We start from the raw sequence: 21,078 nt of genomic DNA, 5'->3' as shown, positions 1-21,078 counted from the left end.
CCTCAGCGAAGGCGGCCTGCCCTTCTCCTGGGAGGGCGTACGCCTGCACGCCACCGGCGGCACGACCCTGCGCACCCGCATCGCCCGCCTGGACGACGACACCGTCACCCTCACGGCCACGGATCCCGCGGGCAACACGGTCCTGACGGTGGACGCGCTGGTCACCCGCCCCGCGGCGTGGACGGTCCACAGGGCACCGGGGTCGGCGGTGTCGGGGCGGGAGTGGACGCTGACGGGGCGGCGGCCGTCAGCCGTGGGTGGGCCGACCCGCACCTGGAGTTGGACGGCTTCGCGTTCGGCGATCTCCAGCGGGGCCGTGAGGGTGAGGTCGTGGACGCGGTCGCAGCCCACCTCGTCGCCGGCCCGCAGGGCGAGTTCCAGGAAGGCGGTGCCGGGCAGCAGGACGCGGCCGTGGACGACGTGGTCGGCGAGCCAGGGTTGCCGGGCGGGGGTCAGCCGTCCGGTGAGGACGACGCCCTCGCCGTCGGCCAGGTCGAGGGTGGCGGCCAGCAGCGGGTGGCCGGACGCGCCGACGCCGAGTCCTGCGGCGTCCCGGGTGCGGCCGGTGCCGGTGGGCCAGTAGGGCTGCCGTTCGAAGGCGGTGGTGGGCAGGTCGACGCGGCGGGCACCGGTGTCCCGGTAGAGGGCGGCCCAGTCGACGGTTCCGGCGGCGCTGGCGGTGTGCAGCCGGGCGAGGCCGGTGACCAGGGACAGTTCCTCGGGGCGGCCCGAGCGCAGGACCGGTACGGCGATGGTCTCCGGGTCGGCGAGGGTCTCGTCGACGAGCGGGCTGAGCACACCGTCGGGGCCCAACTCCAGGTGGGCGCGCACGCCCTGGGCGGCGAGGCTGCGTAGGGCGTCGGCGAACCGTACGGTGTCGACGGTGTGCCGGGTCCAGTGCTCGGGGTCGCGCAGTTCCCGGCCGGTGGCGGTGCGGCCGGTGACGGTCGAGACGACGGGCAGCCGCGGGTCGTTGAAGGTGAGGCCGGCGACGACGGCACGGAATTCGTCGAGGACCGGCGTCATCAACGGTGAGTGGAAGGCGTGCGAGACCGCCAGCCGGTGGGTGCGGTGCCCGGCGTTGCGGAGCCGCTCGGCGGCGCCGAGTACGGCGTCCTCAGCACCGGACAGGACCACGGAGTCCGGGCCGTTGACGGCGGCGAGCGCGACGTCGTCACCGAGCAGCGGGCGCACCGCGTCCTCGGACGCCGCGACGGCGACCATGGCGCCGCCCTCGGGCAGGGCCTGCATGAGGCGGCCGCGGGCGGTGACGAGGGCGCAGGCGTCCTCGGCCGAGAGCACGCCGGCGACGTGGGCGGCGGTGATCTCGCCGATGGAGTGCCCGGCGACGAAGCCGGGGCGCACACCCAGCGATTCGGCGAGCCGGTAGAGGGCTGCCTCGACTGCGAAGATGGCGGGCTGGGCATGTTCGGTGCGGTTGAGCGCGGCCTCGTCGTCGCCCCACATCACGTCGCGCAGGGCTGGGTCCAGGTGGGCGAGCAACTCGTCGAGCGCTTCGGCGAACGCGGGGAAGCGGTCGTACAACTCGCGTCCCATGCCGAGGCGTTGGCTGCCCTGTCCGGTGAAGAGGACCGCGAGGCCGCCCTCTCCGGCCGTGCCGCGCGCCACCTCGCGCGGGCCGTCCTCGTGCGGCAGGAGCACGGCGCGGTGTTCCAGGTGGCCGCGTCCTGCGGCGAGGGAGTGGCCGACGTCCATGGCGGGCAGGCCAAAGGCGGCGGCCGTGACCCGGTGGATCTGGGTGTCGAGGGCGGTGGCGGTGCGGGCGGACACCGGCCAGGGCGTCAGGGCCGGGGGGAAGCGGGGCTGAGGTTCCTCGGCGGGCGGGGCCTGTTCGAGGACGACGTCGATGACGACGTGGGCGTTCGTGCCGCTGATGCCGAAGGACGACACACCGGCCCGACGGGGGCGCTCGCCCTGCGGCCAGGCCCGGACGTGGGCGTTCGTGCCGCTGATGCCGAAGGACGACACACCGGCCCGACGGGGGCGCTCGCCCTGCGGCCAGGCCCGTTCCTCGGTCAGCAGCCGCACCGCGCCCGACTCCCACTCCACGTGGGAGGACGGCCGGTCGGCGTGCAGGGTGCGCGGCAGGCACTCCGCGCCCAGCGCCATCACCATCTTCATCACGCCGGCCACACCCGCGGCGGCCTGCGTGTGCCCGAGGTTGGACTTGACCGATCCCAGCCACACCGGCTCGCCGTCGCCGTCGCGTGCCTGCCCGTAGGTGGCGAGGAGGGCCTGGGCCTCGATGGGGTCGCCGAGCCGGGTGCCGGTGCCGTGCGCCTCGACCACGTCCACCTCGGCCGGAGACAGACCGGCGTTCGCGAGGGCCTGGCGGATCACCCGCTGCTGGGAGGGCCCGTTGGGCGCGGTGAGCCCGTTCGAGGCGCCGTCCTGGTTGACGGCCGTACCCCGCACGACAGCCAGCACCGGCCGCCCCTGCCGACGCGCCTCGCTGAGCCGCATCAGCACCAGCACACCAGCGCCCTCGGACCAGCCCGTGCCGTCCGCCGACTCCGCGAACGCCTTGCAGCGGCCGTCGGACGCCAGCCCACCCTGCCGGGAGAACTCGACAAAGGTCGCCGGGGTCGCCATGACGGTGACACCGGCGGCGAGGGCCGTGTCGCACTCCCCCGACCTGAGCGACTGGCACGCCAGATGCAGCGCCACCAGGGACGACGAACACGCCGTGTCCACCGTCACCGCCGGGCCCTCGAACCCGAACACGTACGCCACGCGCCCCGAGAAGACGCTGCCCGCGTTGCCGTTGGCGAGCAGGCCCTCGACCTCGTCCGGCGTGGCCGGCAGACGCGAGGCGTAGTCGTGGTACATCAGCCCCGCGAACACGCCCGTGCGCGAGCCGCGCAGTGACAGCGGGTCGACCCCGGCCCGTTCCAGGGCCTCCCACGAGGTCTCCAGCAGCAGCCGCTGCTGCGGGTCCATCGCCAGCGCCTCACGCGGGGAGATCCCGAACAGCTCCGCGTCGAACTCGGCGCCGTCGTGCAGGAATCCGCCCTGCCGCGACGACGACTGGCCCGGTCCGTCCCCGAACAGGCCCGTCAGGTCCCAGCCGCGATCCACCGGGAACCCCGACACACCCTCGCCGCCGGACGCCACGAGGTCCCACAGCGCATCCGGCGAGTCCACCCCGCCGGGAAAGCGGCACCCCATCCCCACGATCGCGATCGGCTCGTGGTCCCTGGCCTCGACCTCGCGCAGCCGCTGACGGGTCTGGCGAAGGTCGGTGGTGAGCCGCTTGAGATACGTCAGAGTCTTCTCGTCAGTGGGCACGCGAATCCTGTCCCTTTGTCACAGAGGGGCACGCCAAGGCCCGGCGTCAGCCCTCGAGTTCCCGATCGATGATCGCGAACATCGAGTCCAGCGAGGCGGAGTCGATGTCGTCGTTGTCCTGCTCGGTTGCTGCTGTGCTCGGTTCGTCGTCGAGGCGCGCCGTCATGGCCCGCAGTCGGTCGCGCAGCTCCTTGCGCACCGTTCCGTCCTGTTCGGCCATGGCGAGGACGGCCGCCTCCAGCCGGTCCAGATCGGACAGGCTCGGCGCGGCGCCGCCCTCGGCGCGGTCGAACTCGGTGCGCAGATGGGCGGCGAGGTCCGCCACGGTGGGGTGGTCGAAGATGAGGGTGGCGGGCAGCTGCAACCCGGTCACGGTCTTCAGCCGGTTACGGAGATCCACGGCCGTGAGCGAGTCGAAGCCCAACTCCTTGAACGCCCGTGACGCGTCGACGGATCCGGCCGAGGCATGCCCCAGCACGCCGGCCACCTCGGCCAGCACCGCGTCCAGCAGCACACGGTCCCGCTCCACCGAGCCGAGCCCGCGCAGCCGCTCCACGAGGCCACCACCGCCGACGGCTCCGCCCGACGCGGCCGTCTCCCAGCGCCGCCCTGTCGTCGGCACCAAGTCCCGCAGTACAAACGGCACTTGAGCGCCCGAGAGCGCCGAGGTGCGCAGGGCTACGGGGACGGCGTTCGGCTCGTTCACGACGAGCGCAGCATCCAGCAACGCCAAACCCTCCGCCGTCTCCAGGGGCGGGAAGCCCTGCCGCGCGAGCCGCGCCACGTCGGCCTCGGCCAGCGTGCCGCCCATGCCGTGGGCGTTCGCCCACATGCCCCAGGCCAGTGACACGGCGGGGAGTCCCTGGGCTCGGCGGGTGATGGCGAGGGCGTCGAGGATGTTGTTCGCGGCGGAGTAGGCGGCCTGACCGGCGTTGCCCACGACACCTGCGAACGAGGAGAAGAGAACGAAGGCGGACAGGTCACGATCCGCCGTCAACTCATGCAGATGCAGCGCCGATTCGACCTTCGCGGCCATCACACCCGCCAACCGCTCCGGAGTCAGGCCCGCGACCAGGCCGTCGTCTAGAACACCGGCCGCATGCACCACGGCACCGAGCTGGACCCCGTCCAGTACGGCGGCCAGCGCCGCACGGTCAGCCACATCGCACGCCCGCACCTGAACGCGAGCAGCACCCAACTCCTCCAGCTCAGCGGCGAGTTCAAGGGCGCCCGGAGCCTCGGGACCACGCCGGGACACGAGAAGCAGATCCCGTACCCCATGCTCGATCACCAGATGCCGAGCGACCTCCGCACCCAGACCACCGGTCCCGCCCGTGATCAGCACCGTCCCGTCGGAGCCCCACGGCGACGGCACCCGCAGCACGACCTTGCCGACATGCTTGGCCTGACCCAGCAGCCGTAGCGCCTCCGGGGCCCTGGAGATGTCGTACGAGGTCACCTTCACCGGCCGCAGAGCGCCCCGCTCGAACAACCCCAGCAGCCCAGCCCACATCTCGGCGATCCGGTCCGGCCCCGCGTCCATGACGTCGAAGGCGGTGTAGTCGATGCCGTGCTCGGCCCGCACCTTCTCCGCGTCACGGATGTCGGCCTTGCCCATCTCGACGAACCGGCCACCGGACCGCACCAGCCGCAGCGACGCATCCACGAACTCACCCGCGAGCGCGTCCAGTACGACATCGACACCCGGCTGGAACCGCTTCTCGAACTCGGTCGTGCGCGAGGAAGCGATCCGCTCCTCCGCCACACCCAGCTCGCGCAGCACCGGCCACTTCGGCTCACTCGCCGTCGCATACACATCAGCGCCCAGATGCTGGGCCAGCTGCACCGCAGCCATACCCACACCACCGGCCGCGGCATGGACCAGCACCGACTCGCTCTCCTTGAGCCCGGCCAGCTCCACCAACGCGTAATAGGCGGTCAGGAACACGATCGGCACGCTCGCCGCCTGCTCGAACGACCATCCCTCCGGCACCCGCGCCAGCAACCGCGCATCGGTGGCAGCCATCGGGCCGAACGCCCCGTCCAGCAGGCCCATCACCCGGTCACCGACGGCGAGTCCAGTCACGTCCGGCGCGACCTCGACCACCACACCCGCACCCTCATGCCCCAGCCGACCCGCATCCCCGGGATAGGTGCCCAACACATTCAGCACATCCCGGAAGTTCACACCCGCGGCCCGCACAGCAACCCGCACCTCACCGGACCGCAGCGCCCGCGAGTCCTCGGTGATCACCGCCACACCGTCCAGGCGGCCCTGCCCGTCGACCTCCACGCGCCACGGCATCTCCGGGTCCAGGGCCCGTGGCACCAGGAGACCGTCGGCGGCCATCGGCGTCAGGCCGGGGAGCCAGATCCGCCCTTCGCGGACGGCGAGTTGGGGTTCCTCGCCGTGAGCGAGGTGGTGGGCCAGGGTCCGGTGGGAGGCGGGGTCGCCGTCCAGGTCGGCGAGGAGGAAGCGGTCGGGGTGCTCGCTGATCGCGGACCGGACCAGGCCCCAGGCACCGGCGCCGGTCAGGTCGGTGCCGTCCGGGCTGGGAGCAGCTCCGGCCGGGACCGCGTCGTGGGTCGTGACGACCAGACGCGTTCCGGTCAGGCGCTCGTCCGCCAGGCAGGTCCGCATGGTCCCCAGGAGATCAGCGATCGGACTTAGGACTTCACCAGAGTTGGCGGTGATCCCCGGCCGGGACGCGATGCCGTTGGGCTGGATGCCCGGTATGGGCAGGATCACCACGTCGGGCACTTCGGTGCCCGTGTCGAGGGCCGTGATGAGGGCGTCGAGGTCACGGTGACGGGTGATCGGGACGCCGGCCGCGGCCCACGGTTCCTCGGCGCGTGCGTCCGACGAGAGCAGCACCCGGCGTTGGCCATGGGTGAGTTCGTCGCTGTCCGGCGTGGGGACGGCGGGCGCCCATGACAGGCGGTACAGGTGGTCGACGCCCGCCGACGTTCGCAGGCCGGCGGCGGACACCGGGCGCAGCAGCAGCGACTGTACGGCGGCCACGGGGGCGCCGACGGCGTCGGCCACGCGCAGGGAGACTTCACCGTCGCCGACCGGGTGGAGGTGGGCGCGCAGGGTCGTGGCCCCGGCGGCCGCGACGGACACCCCCGACCAGAGGAACGGCAGCAGAGCCTCACCGTCGTCCTGGCCGGGCAGGGCGAGCGCGTGCAGGACGCTGTCCAGCAACGCCGGGTGCACCGCGTAGGCGGCGGCCTCGGTGGCGCCGGGCTCGGGCAGTGCGGCCTCGACGTAGAGGTCGTCGCCGTGCCGCCAGGCGCGGCTCAGTCCGCGGAAGGTGGGGCCGTAGTCGAGTCCGGCCGCGGCGAGTCGCTCGTGGAGGCCGTCCAGCGGGAGGGGTTCGGCGTCGGCCGGCGGCCACGCGCGCAGGTCCCAGTCGGGTTCGGCCGAGCGTGTGGCGAGGGTCGCGGTGGCGTGCAGGGTCCAGGGCGCGTCGGCGGGTGCTCCCTCGGGACGGGCGTGGACGCGCAGGGCGTGGGTCTCGGCGTCGGGCGCTTCCACGGAGATCTGCACCTGTGCGGCGCCGCCGTCGGCAAGAACGAGCGGCGCGTGCAGGGTGAGGTCGGCGACGTGGTCGCGGCCGACCTGGTCTGCGGCCTGGACGGCGAGTTCGAGCAGCGCCGTGCCGGGGACGACGACGCGTCCGGCGACCACGTGCTCGGCCAGCCAGGGGTGGCTGTCGGTGGACAGTCGTGAGGTGAGCAGCAGGGTGTCCGACCCGGCGACGGGCAGCGCCGCGCCGAGCAGCGGGTGCCCGGGGTTGCCGAGGCCGAGGCTGCCGGCGGCGGCGGCGTTGGAGCGACTGGGCCGCAGCCAGTACCGCTGCCGCTGGAAGGCGTACGTCGGCAGCGGGACGTTGCGGGCTCCGGACCCGGCGAGGACGGCAGCCCAGTCGACGTCGGTGCCCCGGACGTACAGTTCGGCCACGGCACCGAGGAACGTCTCGGCCTCGGGCCTGCCTTTGCGCAGCACGGACACCGCGGTGCGCTCGGCGCCGTCGTCGACGAGGCCGCTCAGCACCGGGTCGGGGCCGATCTCCAGCAGCCGGACGGCGCCTTGTGCGGTGACCGCCTCGGTGGCGGCCTCGTGGAAGCGGACCGGCTGCCGGATCTGCCGCACCCAGTAGTCGGCGCAGGTCCAGTCGCCGTCGCCGAGCTGGGCGCCGCTGACGGTGCTGAGGGCCGTGCACTGAGGAGCGCCGTAGTCGATCCGCTCGGCAATGGCGGCGAACTCGTCGAGCATCGGTTCCATGAGCGGGGAGTGGAAGGCGTGGGACACGCGCAGGCGGGTGACCCGGCGACCGCGTTCACGCACGGCCGCCATGACCCGCTCGACGCCGTCCTCGCTCCCCGAGATCACCACGGCGGCCGGACCGTTGACGACGGCGATCGACACGTCGCCGGTGGTCAGCAGGTCGGCGAGCTCAGCCTCGTCCGCCTCAACGGCGGCCATCGCACCGCCCTCCGGCAGGGCCTGCATCAACCGCGCCCGGGCCGCCACCAGCCGTACCGCGTCCGGCAGTTGGAGGACTCCGGCCGTGTACGCGGCGGCGAACTCACCGACGGAGTGCCCCAACACCACATCCGGCGCGACGCCCCATGAACGCAGCAGCTCAACCGACGCGACCTGGACCGTGAACAGGGCTGCCTGTGCATAGCCGGTGCGGTCGAGGAGGGCGGCGGCTTCGGAGCCGTCCTCCGCAAACAGCACATCGCGCAGCGCAAGCGGGAACCCGTCCGCACCGGCCAGCTCGACCTCCAGCAACCCAGCAGTCTCGTCGAAGGCACGGGCGAACTGCGGATAGACGGCATGCAGTTCGCGCCCCATACCGAGCCGCTGGCTGCCCTGCCCCGTGAACATCCACGCCGTACGGCCCTCCGTGACGACACCCGTCACCGCAGGCCCGGCGAGCCCCGACCGCAACTCGTCAGCCTCACGCCCCAGGACCACCGCCCGGTGCTCCAGGGCCGCACGCGTCGTCGCCAGGGACAACCCGACGTCCACCGGGTCGAGGTCGCGTGCGTCGAGGTCCTGCGAGAGGCGTGCGAGCTGGGCGTGCAGAGCCTCCGTGCCACGGCCGGACACGGGCCATGCGACGACCGGCGGAGGCGTCACCGTGCCGTGCTGCTCCGGCTGTTGGACGTCGGGGGCCTCTTCGAGGATGACGTGGGCGTTCGTGCCGCTGATGCCGAAGGACGACACACCCGCTCGACGTTGCCGTGGACCGCGCGGCCAGTCCCGCTGCTCGGTCAGCAGCCGTACGGCCCCGGAGTCCCAGTCGACATGTGTCGAGGGCTCCTCGGCGTGCAGGGTGCGCGGCAGGGTCTCCGCGCGCAGCGCCATCACCATCTTCACCACGCTCGCCACGCCGGCCGCGGCTTGCGGGTGGCTGATGTTCGACTTGATCGAGCCGAGCCACAGCGGATCCTCGTCGGTGCGCGCCTGACCGTACGTCGCGAGCAGCGCCTGCGCCTCGATCGGGTCACCGAGCCGGGTGCCGGTGCCGTGTGCCTCGACGGCGTCGACCTCGTCGGGGTCGAGGCCCGCTGCGGCCAGGGCCTGCCGGATCACCCGCTGCTGGGACGGGCCGTTCGGCGCGGTGAGCCCGTTGGACGCGCCGTCCTGATTGATCGCGCTGCCGCGTACCACGGCGAGGACCGGGTGGCCGAGCCGCTGGGCGTCGGAGAGGCGTTCGACGACGATGATGCCCGCGCCCTCGGACCAGCCGGTGCCGTCGGCGTCGTCCGCGAAGGACTTGCAGCGCCCGTCCCCGGCCAGCCCGCCCTGACGGGCGAACTCCAGGAACATGCCCGGGTTGGCCATGACGGTGGCGCCGCCCGCGAGGGCCATGTCGCACTCGCCGGAACGCAGCGCCTGGCAGGCCAGGTGCAGGGCGACGAGCGCCGAGGAGCAGGCGGTGTCCACGGAGACGGCCGGACCCTCCAGGCCGAGCAGATACGACAGGCGGCCGGAGGCGACGCTGGGGGTGCTGCCGGTGAGCAGGTAGCCCTCGGTCTCGGCGGTCGTCTCGTGGAGGTGGCCGCCGTAGCCGTTGGCGGAGACGCCCGCGTACACGCCGGTCGCCGTGCCGCGCAGCGACGTCGGGTCGATGCCCGCGCGCTCCAGCGCCTCCCACGCCGTCTCCAGCAGCAGCCGCTGCTGCGGGTCCATCGCGAGCGCCTCGCGCGGGGAGATACCGAACAGCTCGGCGTCGAAGTCACCGGCGTCCGCGACGAATCCGCCGACGGCCGCGATGCCGTCGAGCGCGCGGGTGTCCCAGCCCCGGTCCGACGGGATCGGAGTGATCGCGTCCTTGCCCGTGACGACCAGGTCCCACAGAGCTTCGGGCGAGTCCGCGCCGCCCGGGAAGCGGCAGCCGAGTCCCACGATCGCGATCGGGTCGTCGGCGTGGGAGTGCGTGGTGGCGCGGGGGGTGCCGGCCGCGTCGGTCGTGTCGGTCGTGTCGTCGTCGCCCAGTAGGTGGGTGCGGAGGTGGGCCACGAGGGCGCTGGGCGTGGGGTGGTCGAAGACGAGGGTGGCGGACAGGGCGATGCCGGTGGCGGTGCGCAGCCGGTTGCGCAGGTCGACGGCGGTGAGCGAGTCGAAGCCGAGGTCCTTGAAGGCGCGGTCCGGCTCGACGACGGCCGGAGAGGCGTGTCCGAGGACCGCCGCGACTTGGGCGCGCACCGTGTCGAGCAGCAGTCTCTCCTGCTCGTCGGGGCGCAACCCGCGCAGCCGGTCGGCGAGTTCGCCGCCTCCGGTGCCGAGCTGCCGACGGGCACCGCGTCGGCGCCGGGCGGCGGGAACGAGGTCGTGCAGGACCCCGGGCAGGGTGTCGTGACCGGCCTCGGCGAGCGCGGCGACGCGCAGGGCCACGGGGACAGCGGTCGGCTCGTCGAGCAGCTGCGCGGCATCGAGCAGGGCGAGGCCGTGGCCCGTTTCCAGCGCGGGGTAGCCATGCCGGGCCATGCGATCCAGTTCGGCCGCGTCCAGCGTGCCGCCCATGCCGCTTGCGGTCGCCCACATACCCCAGGCCAGCGACACCGCGGGCAGCCCCTCGGCGCGGCGGGCGGCCGCGAGGGCGTCCAGGGCGTTGTTCGCGGCGGCGTAGGCCGCCTGGCCCGGGTTGCCGACCACGCCGGCGAACGAGGAGAACAGCACGAACGCGGAGAGCCGCTGACCGCGCGTCAGCTCGTGCAGATGCCGGGCCGAGTCGGCCTTGGCGGCCAGAACGCGGGCCAGCCGTTCCGGAGTGAGGTCGGTGACCAGCGCGTCATCGAGCACACCGGCCGTGTGCACCACACCGCTCAGCTCGACACCGTCGATCACGGCGGCCAGCGCCTCACGGTCGGATACATCACACGCCCGCACATCGACGCGCGCACCCAACTCAGCGAGCTCGGCCTGGAGTTCGGCCGCACCGGGAGCGCCGGGCCCACGCCGGGAGACGAGCAGCAGATCCCGTACCCCGTGCTCGGTGACCAGGTGCCGGGCGACCTCCGCACCCAGGCCGCCGGTCCCGCCCGTGATCAGCACGGTCCCCTCGCCACTCCACGGCGACGGCACCCGCAGCACCACCTTGCCGACATGCTTGGCCTGCCCCAGCAGGCGCAGGGCCTCCGGCGCCCGGGAGATCCCGTAGGCGGTGACCGGCGCGGGCCGCAGGGCGCCCTGCTCGAACAGCTCCAGCAGAGCCGCGAACATCTCGGCGATGCGGTCGGGGCCGGCGTCCATCAGGTCGAACGAGCGGTACGACACGCCGTACTCGGCCTGCACCTCGTCGGCATCGCGGATGTCGGTCTTGCCCATCTCCACGAACCGACCACCCGGACGCACGAGCCGCAGCGACGCATCCACGAACTCACCGGCCAGCGAGTCCAGCACCACATCCACGCCCGGCTGGAACCGCTCCTCGAACTCCGTCGTCCGCGACGAAGCAATCCGCTCCTCCGCAACCCCCAGCTCACGCACAACCGGCCACTTCGGCTCACTCACCGTTCCGTACACCTCACCACCCAAGTGCTGGGCGAGTTGTACGGCCGCCATCCCCACGCCACCAGCAGCGGAGTGGATCAGCACCGACTCCCCCGCCTCCAGACCAGCAAGGTCCACCAAGGCGTAGTAAGCCGTCAGGAACACAATCGGCACAGACGCCGCCTGCTCGAACGACCACCCCTCCGGCACCCGCGCCAGCAACCGCGCATCGGTGACGGCCAGTGGCCCGAACGCCCCGTCCAGCAGACCCATCACCCGGTCACCGACGGCGAGACCGGTCACGTCCGGCGCGACCTCGACCACCACACCCGCACCCTCGTGCCCGAGCCGGCCGGCGTCACCCGGATACATCCCGAGGACATTCAGCACGTCACGGAAGTTGACCCCGGCGGCCCGCACCGCGACCCGCACCTCGCCGGATTCCAGAGGCCGTTGTGTTTCCGGGACGAGCGCGACGCCGTTGAGGCGGCCTTGGGCGACGACGTCCATCCGCCACCCGTCGCCCGATCCGGCGGGCGGCAGCAGCACGTCTTCGGTGACCGCACGGACGAGGCGCGGGACGCGCACGGCGCCCTGACGGATGAGCAGTTCGGCTAGGTCGGGGCAGCCGGCGAGGGCCCGGTAGGACTCCGCCGAGCCGTCTAGGTCGGCCAGCCGGAAGCGGCCCGGGTGCTCGCCTGCTGCCGAGCGCACCAGGCCCCAGACGGTCGCGCCGGCGAGGTCCGTGACGTCGTCGCCGACGGCTCGGGAGGTGACGAACACCAGGCGGGAGCCCGCGAGGCGGGGTTCGGCGAGCCAGCCCTGCACGAGCTCCAGGGTGGCGGAGGCCACCTCTGTGAGGGAGCGGTCGTTCGTGGCGACGGCTGCGTGGACGGTTCGCGGCGGCGCGTCCCCGGCGTCGAGTGCCGAGGTGAGGGCGGCGAGGTCGGCGTGGACGTGGGCGGGGGTGTCGGGCAGCGGCTCGGGGTTGCCGAGCACAGTCCAGGCCGCGGTCGTGGCGGGAGCGGTGTCGGGCAGGGGCTGCCAGTCGAGGCGGAACAGGCTGTCGCGGAAGGCGTTGTCGGTGGTGGTGAGCGCGCCGGGCGTCAGGGGGCGCAGGGTCAAGGCGTCGGCGCCGGCGACCGGTTCGCCGGTCGAGTCGGCCACGTGCAGTGCGACGGTGTCGTCGCCGCGACGCGAGATCCGGACGCGGAGCGCGCCGGCGCCGACGGCCGTCAGTTCGACACCGGACCACAGGAACGGCAGCAGGGCGCCCGAGTCCTCGCGCTCCCACAGCCCCAGCGTGTGCAGGACGGCGTCCAGCAGGGCGGGGTGGATCCCGTACCCGTCGGCGCCGCCCGCCACGGACTGCGGCAGCGCAGCCTGGACGAACCAGTCGTCGCCGGCGCGCCAGACCTGTTCCAGGCCGCGGAAGGCCGGGCCGTACGCCAGTCCGGCCGTTCCCAACGTCTCGTACAGGCCGTCCAGTTCCACGGGTTCGGCGCCCGGTGGGGGCCAGGCCCGCAGGTCCCACTCCTCGTCCGAAGGCTCGCCCGCCGCCAGGGCACCGGAGGCGTGCACCGTCCAGGGGTCGTCGGTGGCGGTCTCGGGGCGGCCGTAGACGTACAGCTGTCGACGGCCGTCGGGTCCGGGCGCCTCGACGCCGAGCTGGAGCTGTATCGCGCCCGTGTCGGGGAGGACGAGGGGGGCGTGGAGGGTGAGTTCGTCGACGCGGTCGAGGCCGACGCGTTCGCCTGCGGCCAGCGCCAGTTCGAGTACGGCCGTGCCCGGCAGGATCACCGAGCCCGCCACGGCGTGGTCGGCGAGCCATGGCTGGTCGGCCACGGAGAGCCGGGCCGTGAGCAGGACGGCATCCGATCCGGCGACGGGCACGGCGGCGCCGAGCAGCGGGTGCCCGGTGGTGCCGAGGCCGAGGTCACCGGCGGCCACGGTGGAGCGCGGTGCGTCGAGCCAGTAGCGGCTGCGCTGGAAGGCGTACGTCGGCAGGGGCACCTCACGCGCGCCGGTGCCCGCGAAGACGGCCGCCCAGTCGACCGGGGTGCCGCGTACGAAGAGTTCGGCGACGGCCTGCAGCAGGGTCTCCGCTTCGGGGCGGTCCCTGCGCAGCGTGGCCGCGGCGGGTACGTCACCGGCGAGTGCGGTCAGGACGGGGTCGGGGCCGATCTCCAGGAAGCGGCCGGCGCCCTGGGTGCGGGCTGCGGTGAAGGCGTCGTGGAAGCGGACGGGGCGGACGATCTGGTCGGCCCAGTAGCCGGGGGTGGTCCAGTCGTCGTCGAGCGGGGCGCCGGTCACGCTGCTGACGGCGGCGACCTGCGGTGTGCGGTAGGTGATCCGGGCGGCGACTTCGGTGAACTCGGCGAGGACAGGCTCCATCAGCGGCGAGTGGAAGGCGTGCGACACGCGCAGACGGGTCGCGCGGCGGCCTTCGTCGCGGGCCCGCTCGACCACCGCGTCGACGGCGGTCTCGGTGCCCGAAACGACCACCGACGTGGGCCCGTTGACGGCGGCGAGCACCGCGCCGTCCGGGAGCCGGCCGCAGATGTCCGCCTCGGTCGCCTCCACGGCCGCCATCGCGCCGCCTTCGGGCAGCGCCTGCATCAGGCGGGCACGCGCGGCCACCAGCCGTGCGGCGTCCGGCAGTTCGAGGACTCCGGCTGTGTGCGCGGCGGCGAACTCGCCCACCGAGTGGCCCAGTACGGCCTGCGGGGCCATCTCCCACGACCGCAGCAGGGCGACCAGCGCCACCTGCACCGCGAACAGCGCCGGCTGCGCGTATCCGGTGCTGTCCAGCAGGCCGGCGTCGTCTGCGAACATCGCGTCCTTGAGGGGCCGGTCGTAGCCGAGTTGCGCGTCGAGCAGCCCGCACACTTCGTCCAGCGCGGCGGCAAAGGCCGGGTGGGTGTCGTACAACTCCCTTCCCATGCCCGCTCGTTGGCTGCCCTGGCCGGTGAACATCCACGCTGTGCTGCCGTCGGTGACGGAGCCGGTGATGCCGGGCTCGGCGAGCTGCGCGCGCAGGGCGTCCAGGTCGGGGCCCAGCAGGACGGCACGGTGTTCCAGTTCCGCCCGTGTCGTGGCGAGGGACAGGCCGGTGTCCAGCGGGTCCGCGTCCACGTCGGCCAGCCGCGCGAGTTGGGCGCGCAGTGCCTCGGCCGAGCGTGCCGAGACGACCCACGGCACCGTCGGCAGCCGGTGCTCCGGCTCGGCGGAGGGTGCGGGGCGCGGGGTGGGGGCCTCCTCGATGACGACGTGGGCGTTCGTGCCGCTGATGCCGAAGGACGACACACCGGCCCGACGGGGACGTTCGCCCTGCGGCCAGGCGCGCTCCTCGTGCAGCAGCCGTACCGCGCCGGACTCCCAGTCCACGTGGGAGGACGGCCGGTCGGCGTGCAGGGTGCGCGGCAGGCGTTCGGCACGCAGCGCCATCACCATCTTGATGACCCCGGCGGCGCCTGCGGCGGCCTGCGTGTGTCCGATGTTGGACTTCACGGCGCCCAGCCAGAGCGGCTCGTCGCGGTCCTGTCCGTAGGTGGCGAGGAGGGCCTGCGCCTCGATGGGGTCGCCGAGCCGGGTGCCGGTGCCGTGCGCCTCGACCGCGTCCACGTCGGCCGCTGCCAAGCCGGCGTTCGTGAGGGCCTGGTGGATCACCCGCTGCTGGGACGGCCCGTTGGGCGCGGTGAGCCCGTTGGACGCGCCGTCCTGGTTGACGGCGCTGCCCCGTACGACGGCGAGCACCGGGCGGCCGAGGCGGCGTGCCTCGCTCAGCCGCATCAGCACGAGCACACCCGCGCCCTCGGCCCAGCCCGTGCCGTCCGCCGTGTCGGCGAAGGCCTTGCAGCGGCCGTCGGCGGCGAGTCCGCCCTGCCGGGAGAACTCCACGAACGTGGCCGGCGACGCCATGACGGTGACGCCGCCGGCGAGGGCCGTGTCGCACTCCCCGGATCTGAGCGACTGGCACGCCAGGTGCAGTGCCACCAGGGACGACGAGCAGGCCGTGTCCACCGTCACCGCGGGGCCCTCGAAGCCGAAGACGTAGGACACGCGACCGGAGAAGACGCTGCCCGCGTTGCCGTTGGCGAGCAGGCCCTCGACCTCGCTGGGCACGGTGTGCAGGCGGGCGTGGTAGTCGTGGTACATCAGGCCCGCGAACACGCCCGTGCGTGACCCGCGCAGCGACAGCGGGTCGACTCCCGCCCGCTCCAGTGCCTCCCACGAGGTCTCCAGCAGCAGCCTTTGCTGCGGGTCCATCGCGAGCGCTTCACGCGGGGAGATCCCGAACAGCTCCGCGTCGAACTCGGCCGCGTCGTGCAGGAAGCCGCCCTCTCGGGTGGCGGAACTGCCGGGGCCCTCGCCGTGCAGGGCCGTCAGGTCCCAGCCGCGGTCGGCCGGGAAGTCCGACACTCCGTCGGCGCCGGACGCCACGAGGTCCCAGAGCGTCTCCGGTGAGTCCACGCCGCCGGGGAATCGGCATCCCATCCCCACGATCGCGATCGGCTCGTCGGTGCCGACGGTGGTGCGGGCGGCCGTGGCCGGGAGGTCGGCCGCGCCGAGGAGTTCCGTGCGGAGGTGGGCGGTGAGGGCGAGCGGGCTGGGGTGGTCGAAGACGAGGGTGGCGGGGAGTTGGAGGCCGGTGACGGTCTTGAGGCGGTTGCGCAGGTCTACTGCGGTCAGGGAGTCGAAGCCGATGTCCTTGAAGGCGCGGGCGGGTTCGACGGCCGCCGTGCCGGTGTGGCCGAGGACTGCGGCGACCGCGCTCTGGACGAGGTCGAGCAGCAGCCGGTGCTGTTGGTCGCCGGGCAGGGTGAGCAGGCGGCGGACCAGGGCGTTGCCGGTGTCGGTGCCGACGGCGGCCTGGCGGCGGGCCGTGGGCAGCAGGCCGTGCAGGACGGCGGGGGCGCTCTCGCGGTGTGCGGCGAGGGCCGTGGTGTCGAGTGCGAAGGGCAGCGCGAGGGGGTGTTCGGTGCGCAGTGCGGCGTCGAAGAGGGCGAGGGCCTCGTCGGTGGGCAGCGGCGGGAAGCCGTGGCGGCGCAGGCGTGCGACGTCTGCCTCGGAGGTGCGGCCGCCCATGCCGTCGGCCGTCTCCCACATGGCCCACGCCAGGGACAGTGCGGGCAGTCCCTGGGCGTGGCGGGCGGTGGCGAGGGTGTCCAGCACGGTGTTGGCGGCGGCGTAGGCGGCCTGGCCGGGGTTGCCGAAGACGCCGGCGACGGAGGAGAACAGCACGAAGGCGTGCAGGTTCTGATCAGCCGTCAGTTCGTGCAGGTTGAGGGCGGCGGTGGCCTTGGCGTCGAGGACGCGGGTGAGCCGGTCGGGAGTGAGGTCGGTGAGCAGGCCGTCGTCGAGCACGCCGGCCGCGTGGATCACTCCGCTGAGCCGTACGTCGTCCAGGGCGGCGGCCAGCGCGGTCCGGTCGGCGGCGTCGCAGGCGACGGCCCGGGCGCGGGCACCGGCCGCGGTGAGTTCGGCGACGAGGGCCTCGGCTCCCGGTGCCGCTGGGCCGCGGCGGGACATGAGCAGCAGGTCGCGCACGCCGTGCTCGGCGACCAGGTGCCGGGCGAGGAGCGCGCCCAGACCGCCGGTGCCGCCGGTGACGAGGACGGTCCCGGTCTCCGGCCAGGGGGTGGGCGCGGTGGCGGCCGGTTCGGCGGTGCGGGTGACGCGCGGCAGCAGGACCTGCTCGCCGCGCACGACGAGTTGGTCGGTGTCGAGGGCGGTCAGCGCGGCGCGGAGGGTGCGCAGGGCCTCGGGGGTGCCGTCGGTGTCGGCGACGGCGAAGCGGCCGGGGTGTTCGCTCGCGGCAGTGCGCAGCAGGCCCCATACGGCGGCGGCCGCGGGGTCGGTGGCGTCGTCACCGGCCGCTCGGGTGGTGACGGGCACCAGGCGGGCGTGCGCGAAGCGGTCGTCGGCGAGCCAGGCGTGCACGACGGCCAGGACGTCGGCGGCCGTCGCCGAGCCGACCGGGAGGAGGACCGTCGCCGGGTTGGCCGCGGCGAGGACGTCGAGGGTCGTGCCGTGGACGATCGCCGGGTCGGCGGCGGTCCACGGTGCCGGGGCGTCGGTCAGTACGGCCAGGGCGGGTTCGGTGTCCTCCCCGTTGCCGGACGACGGGAGGGCGACCGGTGTCCACTCCAGCCGGAAGAGGCTGCCCGCGCGCGGGGTGTCGGCGCTCAGGGCGGACAGGGGCCGCAGGACGAGGCCCTCGACGTCGGCGACGGGTGCGCCGGTCTCGTCGGCGGCGTACAGGGCGACGGTGTCGTCGGTGTGCCGGGTGATCCGGACGCGAAGGGTGGCGGCGCCCACGGCGTGCAGGCGGACGCCGCTCCACAGGAACGGCAGCCGGGCCCCGTCGGGGGCGTCCTGCGGCAGTGCGAGGGCGTGGAGGGCCGCGTCGAGCAGCGCCGGGTGCAGGCCGAAGGCCGTGGCGTCGCCGGCGCCGTCCGGCAGGGCGGCCTCCACGAGGAGGTCGTCGCCGTCGCGCCATGCGGCGGTGAGGCCGCGGAACGCGGGGCCGTAGTCGAGCCCGGCCGCGGCCAGCCGGTCGTGCAGGCCCTCCAGTGGGAGCGGTTCGGCTCCGGCGGGCGGCCAGGCCCGCAGGTCCCAGGAAGGGGAAGGACCTGCGGGGGCGAGGGCGCCGGCGGCGTGCAGCGTCCAGGACGCGTCGGCGGGCGCGCCGCCCTGGCGGGCGTGGACGCGCACGGCGCGGGTGCCGTCGGCGTCGGCGTCGGCGGGCTCGACGGCGATCTGGAGGTGTGCGGTGCCGTGCTCGGGCAGCACGAGCGGGCTGTGCAGGGCGAGTTCGGTGAGGGTGCCGCAGCCCGCCTGGTCGCCTGCCTGCACGGCGAGTTCGACGAGGGCGGTGCCTGGGACGACGACGCGTCCGGCGACCGTGTGGTCGGCGAGCCAGGGGTGGGCGTCCGCCGACAGGGCGGCGGTGAGCAGGACGGTGTCGGTGCCGGCGGGGCGCAGGGTCGCGCCGAGCAGGGGGTGACCGACGCTGCCGAGGCCAAGGCCGCCGGCGTCGGTGACGGTGCGGGTGGGCCGTAGCCAGAAACGCCGGTGGTGGAAGGCGTACGTCGGCAGATCGACGCGGCGGGCGCCGGTGCCGTCGAACAGGGCGGCCCAGCCGACGGCCGCACCGTGGACGTACATTTCGGCCAGCGCGGTGAGCAGCGACTCGGGCTCCGGTGTGCCCTTGCGCAGGACGGACGCGGCGGGCGTGTCGCCGGCCGTGCGGGCGAGGCCGGTGAGGACCGGATCGGGGCCGATCTCCATCAGGCGGCGGGCGGACTGGCGGCCGGTGGCGGTGGTGAGGGCGTCGTGGAAGCGGACGGGGCGGACGATCTGGTCGGCCCAGTAGCCGGGAGTGGACCAGTCGGCGGCGGTGACCGGGGCCCCGGTGACGGTGCTGACGGCGGCGAGCGTCGGCGGGCGGAAGGTCACGGTCTCGGCGACGCGGGTGAACTCGGCGACGGCGGGCGCCATGTGGGGCGAGTGGAAGGCGTGCGAGACGCGCAGCCGGGTGACGCGCCGTCCCTGCTCGCGTGCGGCGGCCATGACCCGCTCGACGGCGTCCTCGGCGCCGGAGACGACAACTGCCCGGGGCCCGTTGACGGCGGCGATCCAGACCTGGGCGGCGTCGAGCAGCTCCGCGACCTCGGTCTCGTCGGCCTCCACGGCGGCCATGGCGCCGCCCTCGGGCAGGGCCTGCATGACGCGGGCGCGGGCGGCGACCAGGCGTGCCGCGTCGGCGAGGTCGAACACGCCGGCGACGTAGGCGGCGGCGTACTCGCCGATGGAGTGGCCGAGGACGACGTCGGGCCGGGTGTCCCAGGAGCGGAGCAGCTCGGCGGTGGCGCTCTGCAGGGCGAACAGGGCACTCTGGGCGTAGCCGGTGCGGTCGAGGAGGGCCGCCTCGGGGCTTCCCTCGGCGGCGAACATCACGTCGCGGACGGGGAGTTCGAATCCGGGTGCGCCCGCGAGGGCGGCGTCGAGCGATTCGCAGACGACGTCGAGGACTGCCGCGAACACCGGGTGGGCGTCGTACAACTCCCGGCCCATTCCCGGCCGTTGGCTGCCCTGGCCGGTGAACATCCATGCCGTACGGCCGTCGATGACCGTACCCGTGATGGTGCCCGGGGTGCCGTCGGCGAGGGCCGCGGTGCGCTCGCGCAGGACGTCGGGGCCGGTGCCGAGGACGACGGCGCGGTGGTCGAGGCGGGCGCGGCTGGTGACGAGCGACAGGCCGGTCTCGGTGTGGTCGGCGTGGTGTGCCGCGAGGCGCGCGGCTTGAGCGGTCAGCGCGTCGTGGCTGCGGGCCGACAGTACCCAGGGCACGACCAGCGGGGCGGTGACGGCGCGCTCCTCGGGCTCTTCGGCGGCCGGGGCTTCCTCGACGATGACGTGGGCGTTCGTGCCGCTGATGCCGAAGGCGGAGACGCCGGCCCGGCGGGGGCGCTCGCCGCGCGGCCAGGGGCGGGACTCGGTGAGCAGGCGGACGTCGCCCTCGGTCCAGTCGACCCGGGTGGAGCGGGTCTCGGAGTGCAGGGAGCGGGGCAGCAGTTCGGCGCGCAGCGACAGGACGGTCTTGATGAGGCCGGCGACGCCCGCGGCGGACTGGGTGTGGCCGATGTTGGACTTCACGGAGCCGAGCCACAGGGGTTCGGTGCGGTCCTGGCCGTAGGTGGCCATGAGGGCCTGGGCCTCGATGGGGTCGCCGAGCCGGGTGCCGGTGCCGTGTGCCTCGACGGCGTCGACGTCGGCAGGAGTGAGGGCGGCGGCGTCGAGGGCGGCTCGGATGACGCGTTGCTGTGAGGGGCCGTTGGGGGCGGTGAGCCCGTTGGAGGCACCGTCCTGGTTGACGGCGCTGCCGCGGATCACGGCGAGGACCGGGTGGCCGAGTCGCTGGGCGTCGGAGAGGCGTTCGAGGACGAGGATGCCGGCGCCCTCGGACCAGCCGGTGCCGTCGGCGTCGTCGGCGAAGGACTTGCAGCGCCCGTCCCCGGCGAGGCCGCCCTGGCGGGCGAACTCCAGGAACATGCCCGGGTTCGCCATGACGGTGGCGCCGCCGGCGAGGGCCGTGTCGCACTCGCCGGAACGCAGCGCCTGGCAGGCCAGGTGCAGGGCGACCAGGGCGGAGGAGCAGGCGGTGTCGACGGTGACGGCGGGGCCTTCGAGGCCGAGGGTGTAGGCGATGCGGCCGGAGGCGACGCTGGGGATGCTGCCGGTGAGGAGGTAGCCCTCGGTCTCGGGAGTGGCTTCGTGGAGGTGGCCGCCGTAGCCGTTGCCGGAGACTCCGGTGAACACGCCGGTGCGGGAGCCGCGCAGCGAGGTGGGGTCGAGGCCCGCCCGCTCCAGGGCCTCCCAGGACGTCTCCAGGAGCAGCCGCTGCTGCGGGTCCATCGCGAGGGCCTCGCGCGGGCTGATGCCGAAGAGGTCCGGGTCGAACAGGGGCGCGTCGTGGAGGAATCCGCCGCCCACGGTGGTGTCGCCGAGGGCGCTCAGGTCCCAGCCGCGGTCCTCGGGGACGGGCGTGATGCCGTCCCCCTCGGCGGCGACGAGCTCCCACAGGGCCTCCGGCGTGGTGGCGCCGCCGGGGAAGCGGCAGCCCATGCCGATGACGGCGACGGGCTCCCGGGACGCGGTGACGAGGTCCTGGTAGCGCTGCCAGAGCCGGTCGTTCTCCTTGAGGGACTCGCGCAGGGCTTCGACGAGCTCTTCGGAGGATGCAGTCATGTCCT

At 74.1% G+C, this 21,078-nt stretch carries 2 protein-coding genes; both read right to left on the bottom strand.

Going from position 1 to position 21,078, the window contains the following annotated elements; genetic code table 11:
- The coding region (locus EAO75_RS15005; RefSeq protein ID WP_147995563.1) for a type I polyketide synthase at positions 1-3,309 on the bottom strand (3,309 nt) is incomplete at its 3' end.
- Between the two features lie 46 nt (positions 3,310-3,355).
- The gene (locus EAO75_RS15000; RefSeq protein WP_147995562.1) at positions 3,356-21,073 is read right to left on the bottom strand and encodes a type I polyketide synthase; all 17,718 of its coding nucleotides are present in this window, start codon (positions 21,071-21,073) and stop codon (positions 3,356-3,358) included.
- Positions 21,074-21,078: the final 5 nt, after the last annotated feature.

Origin of the sequence: Streptomyces sp. UW30 (genome assembly GCF_008042075.1) — a bacterium.
Classification (GTDB): domain Bacteria; phylum Actinomycetota; class Actinomycetes; order Streptomycetales; family Streptomycetaceae; genus Streptomyces.
Note: the sequence above shows the minus strand (reverse complement) of the source record. Positions and strands in the feature narration are given on the sequence as shown.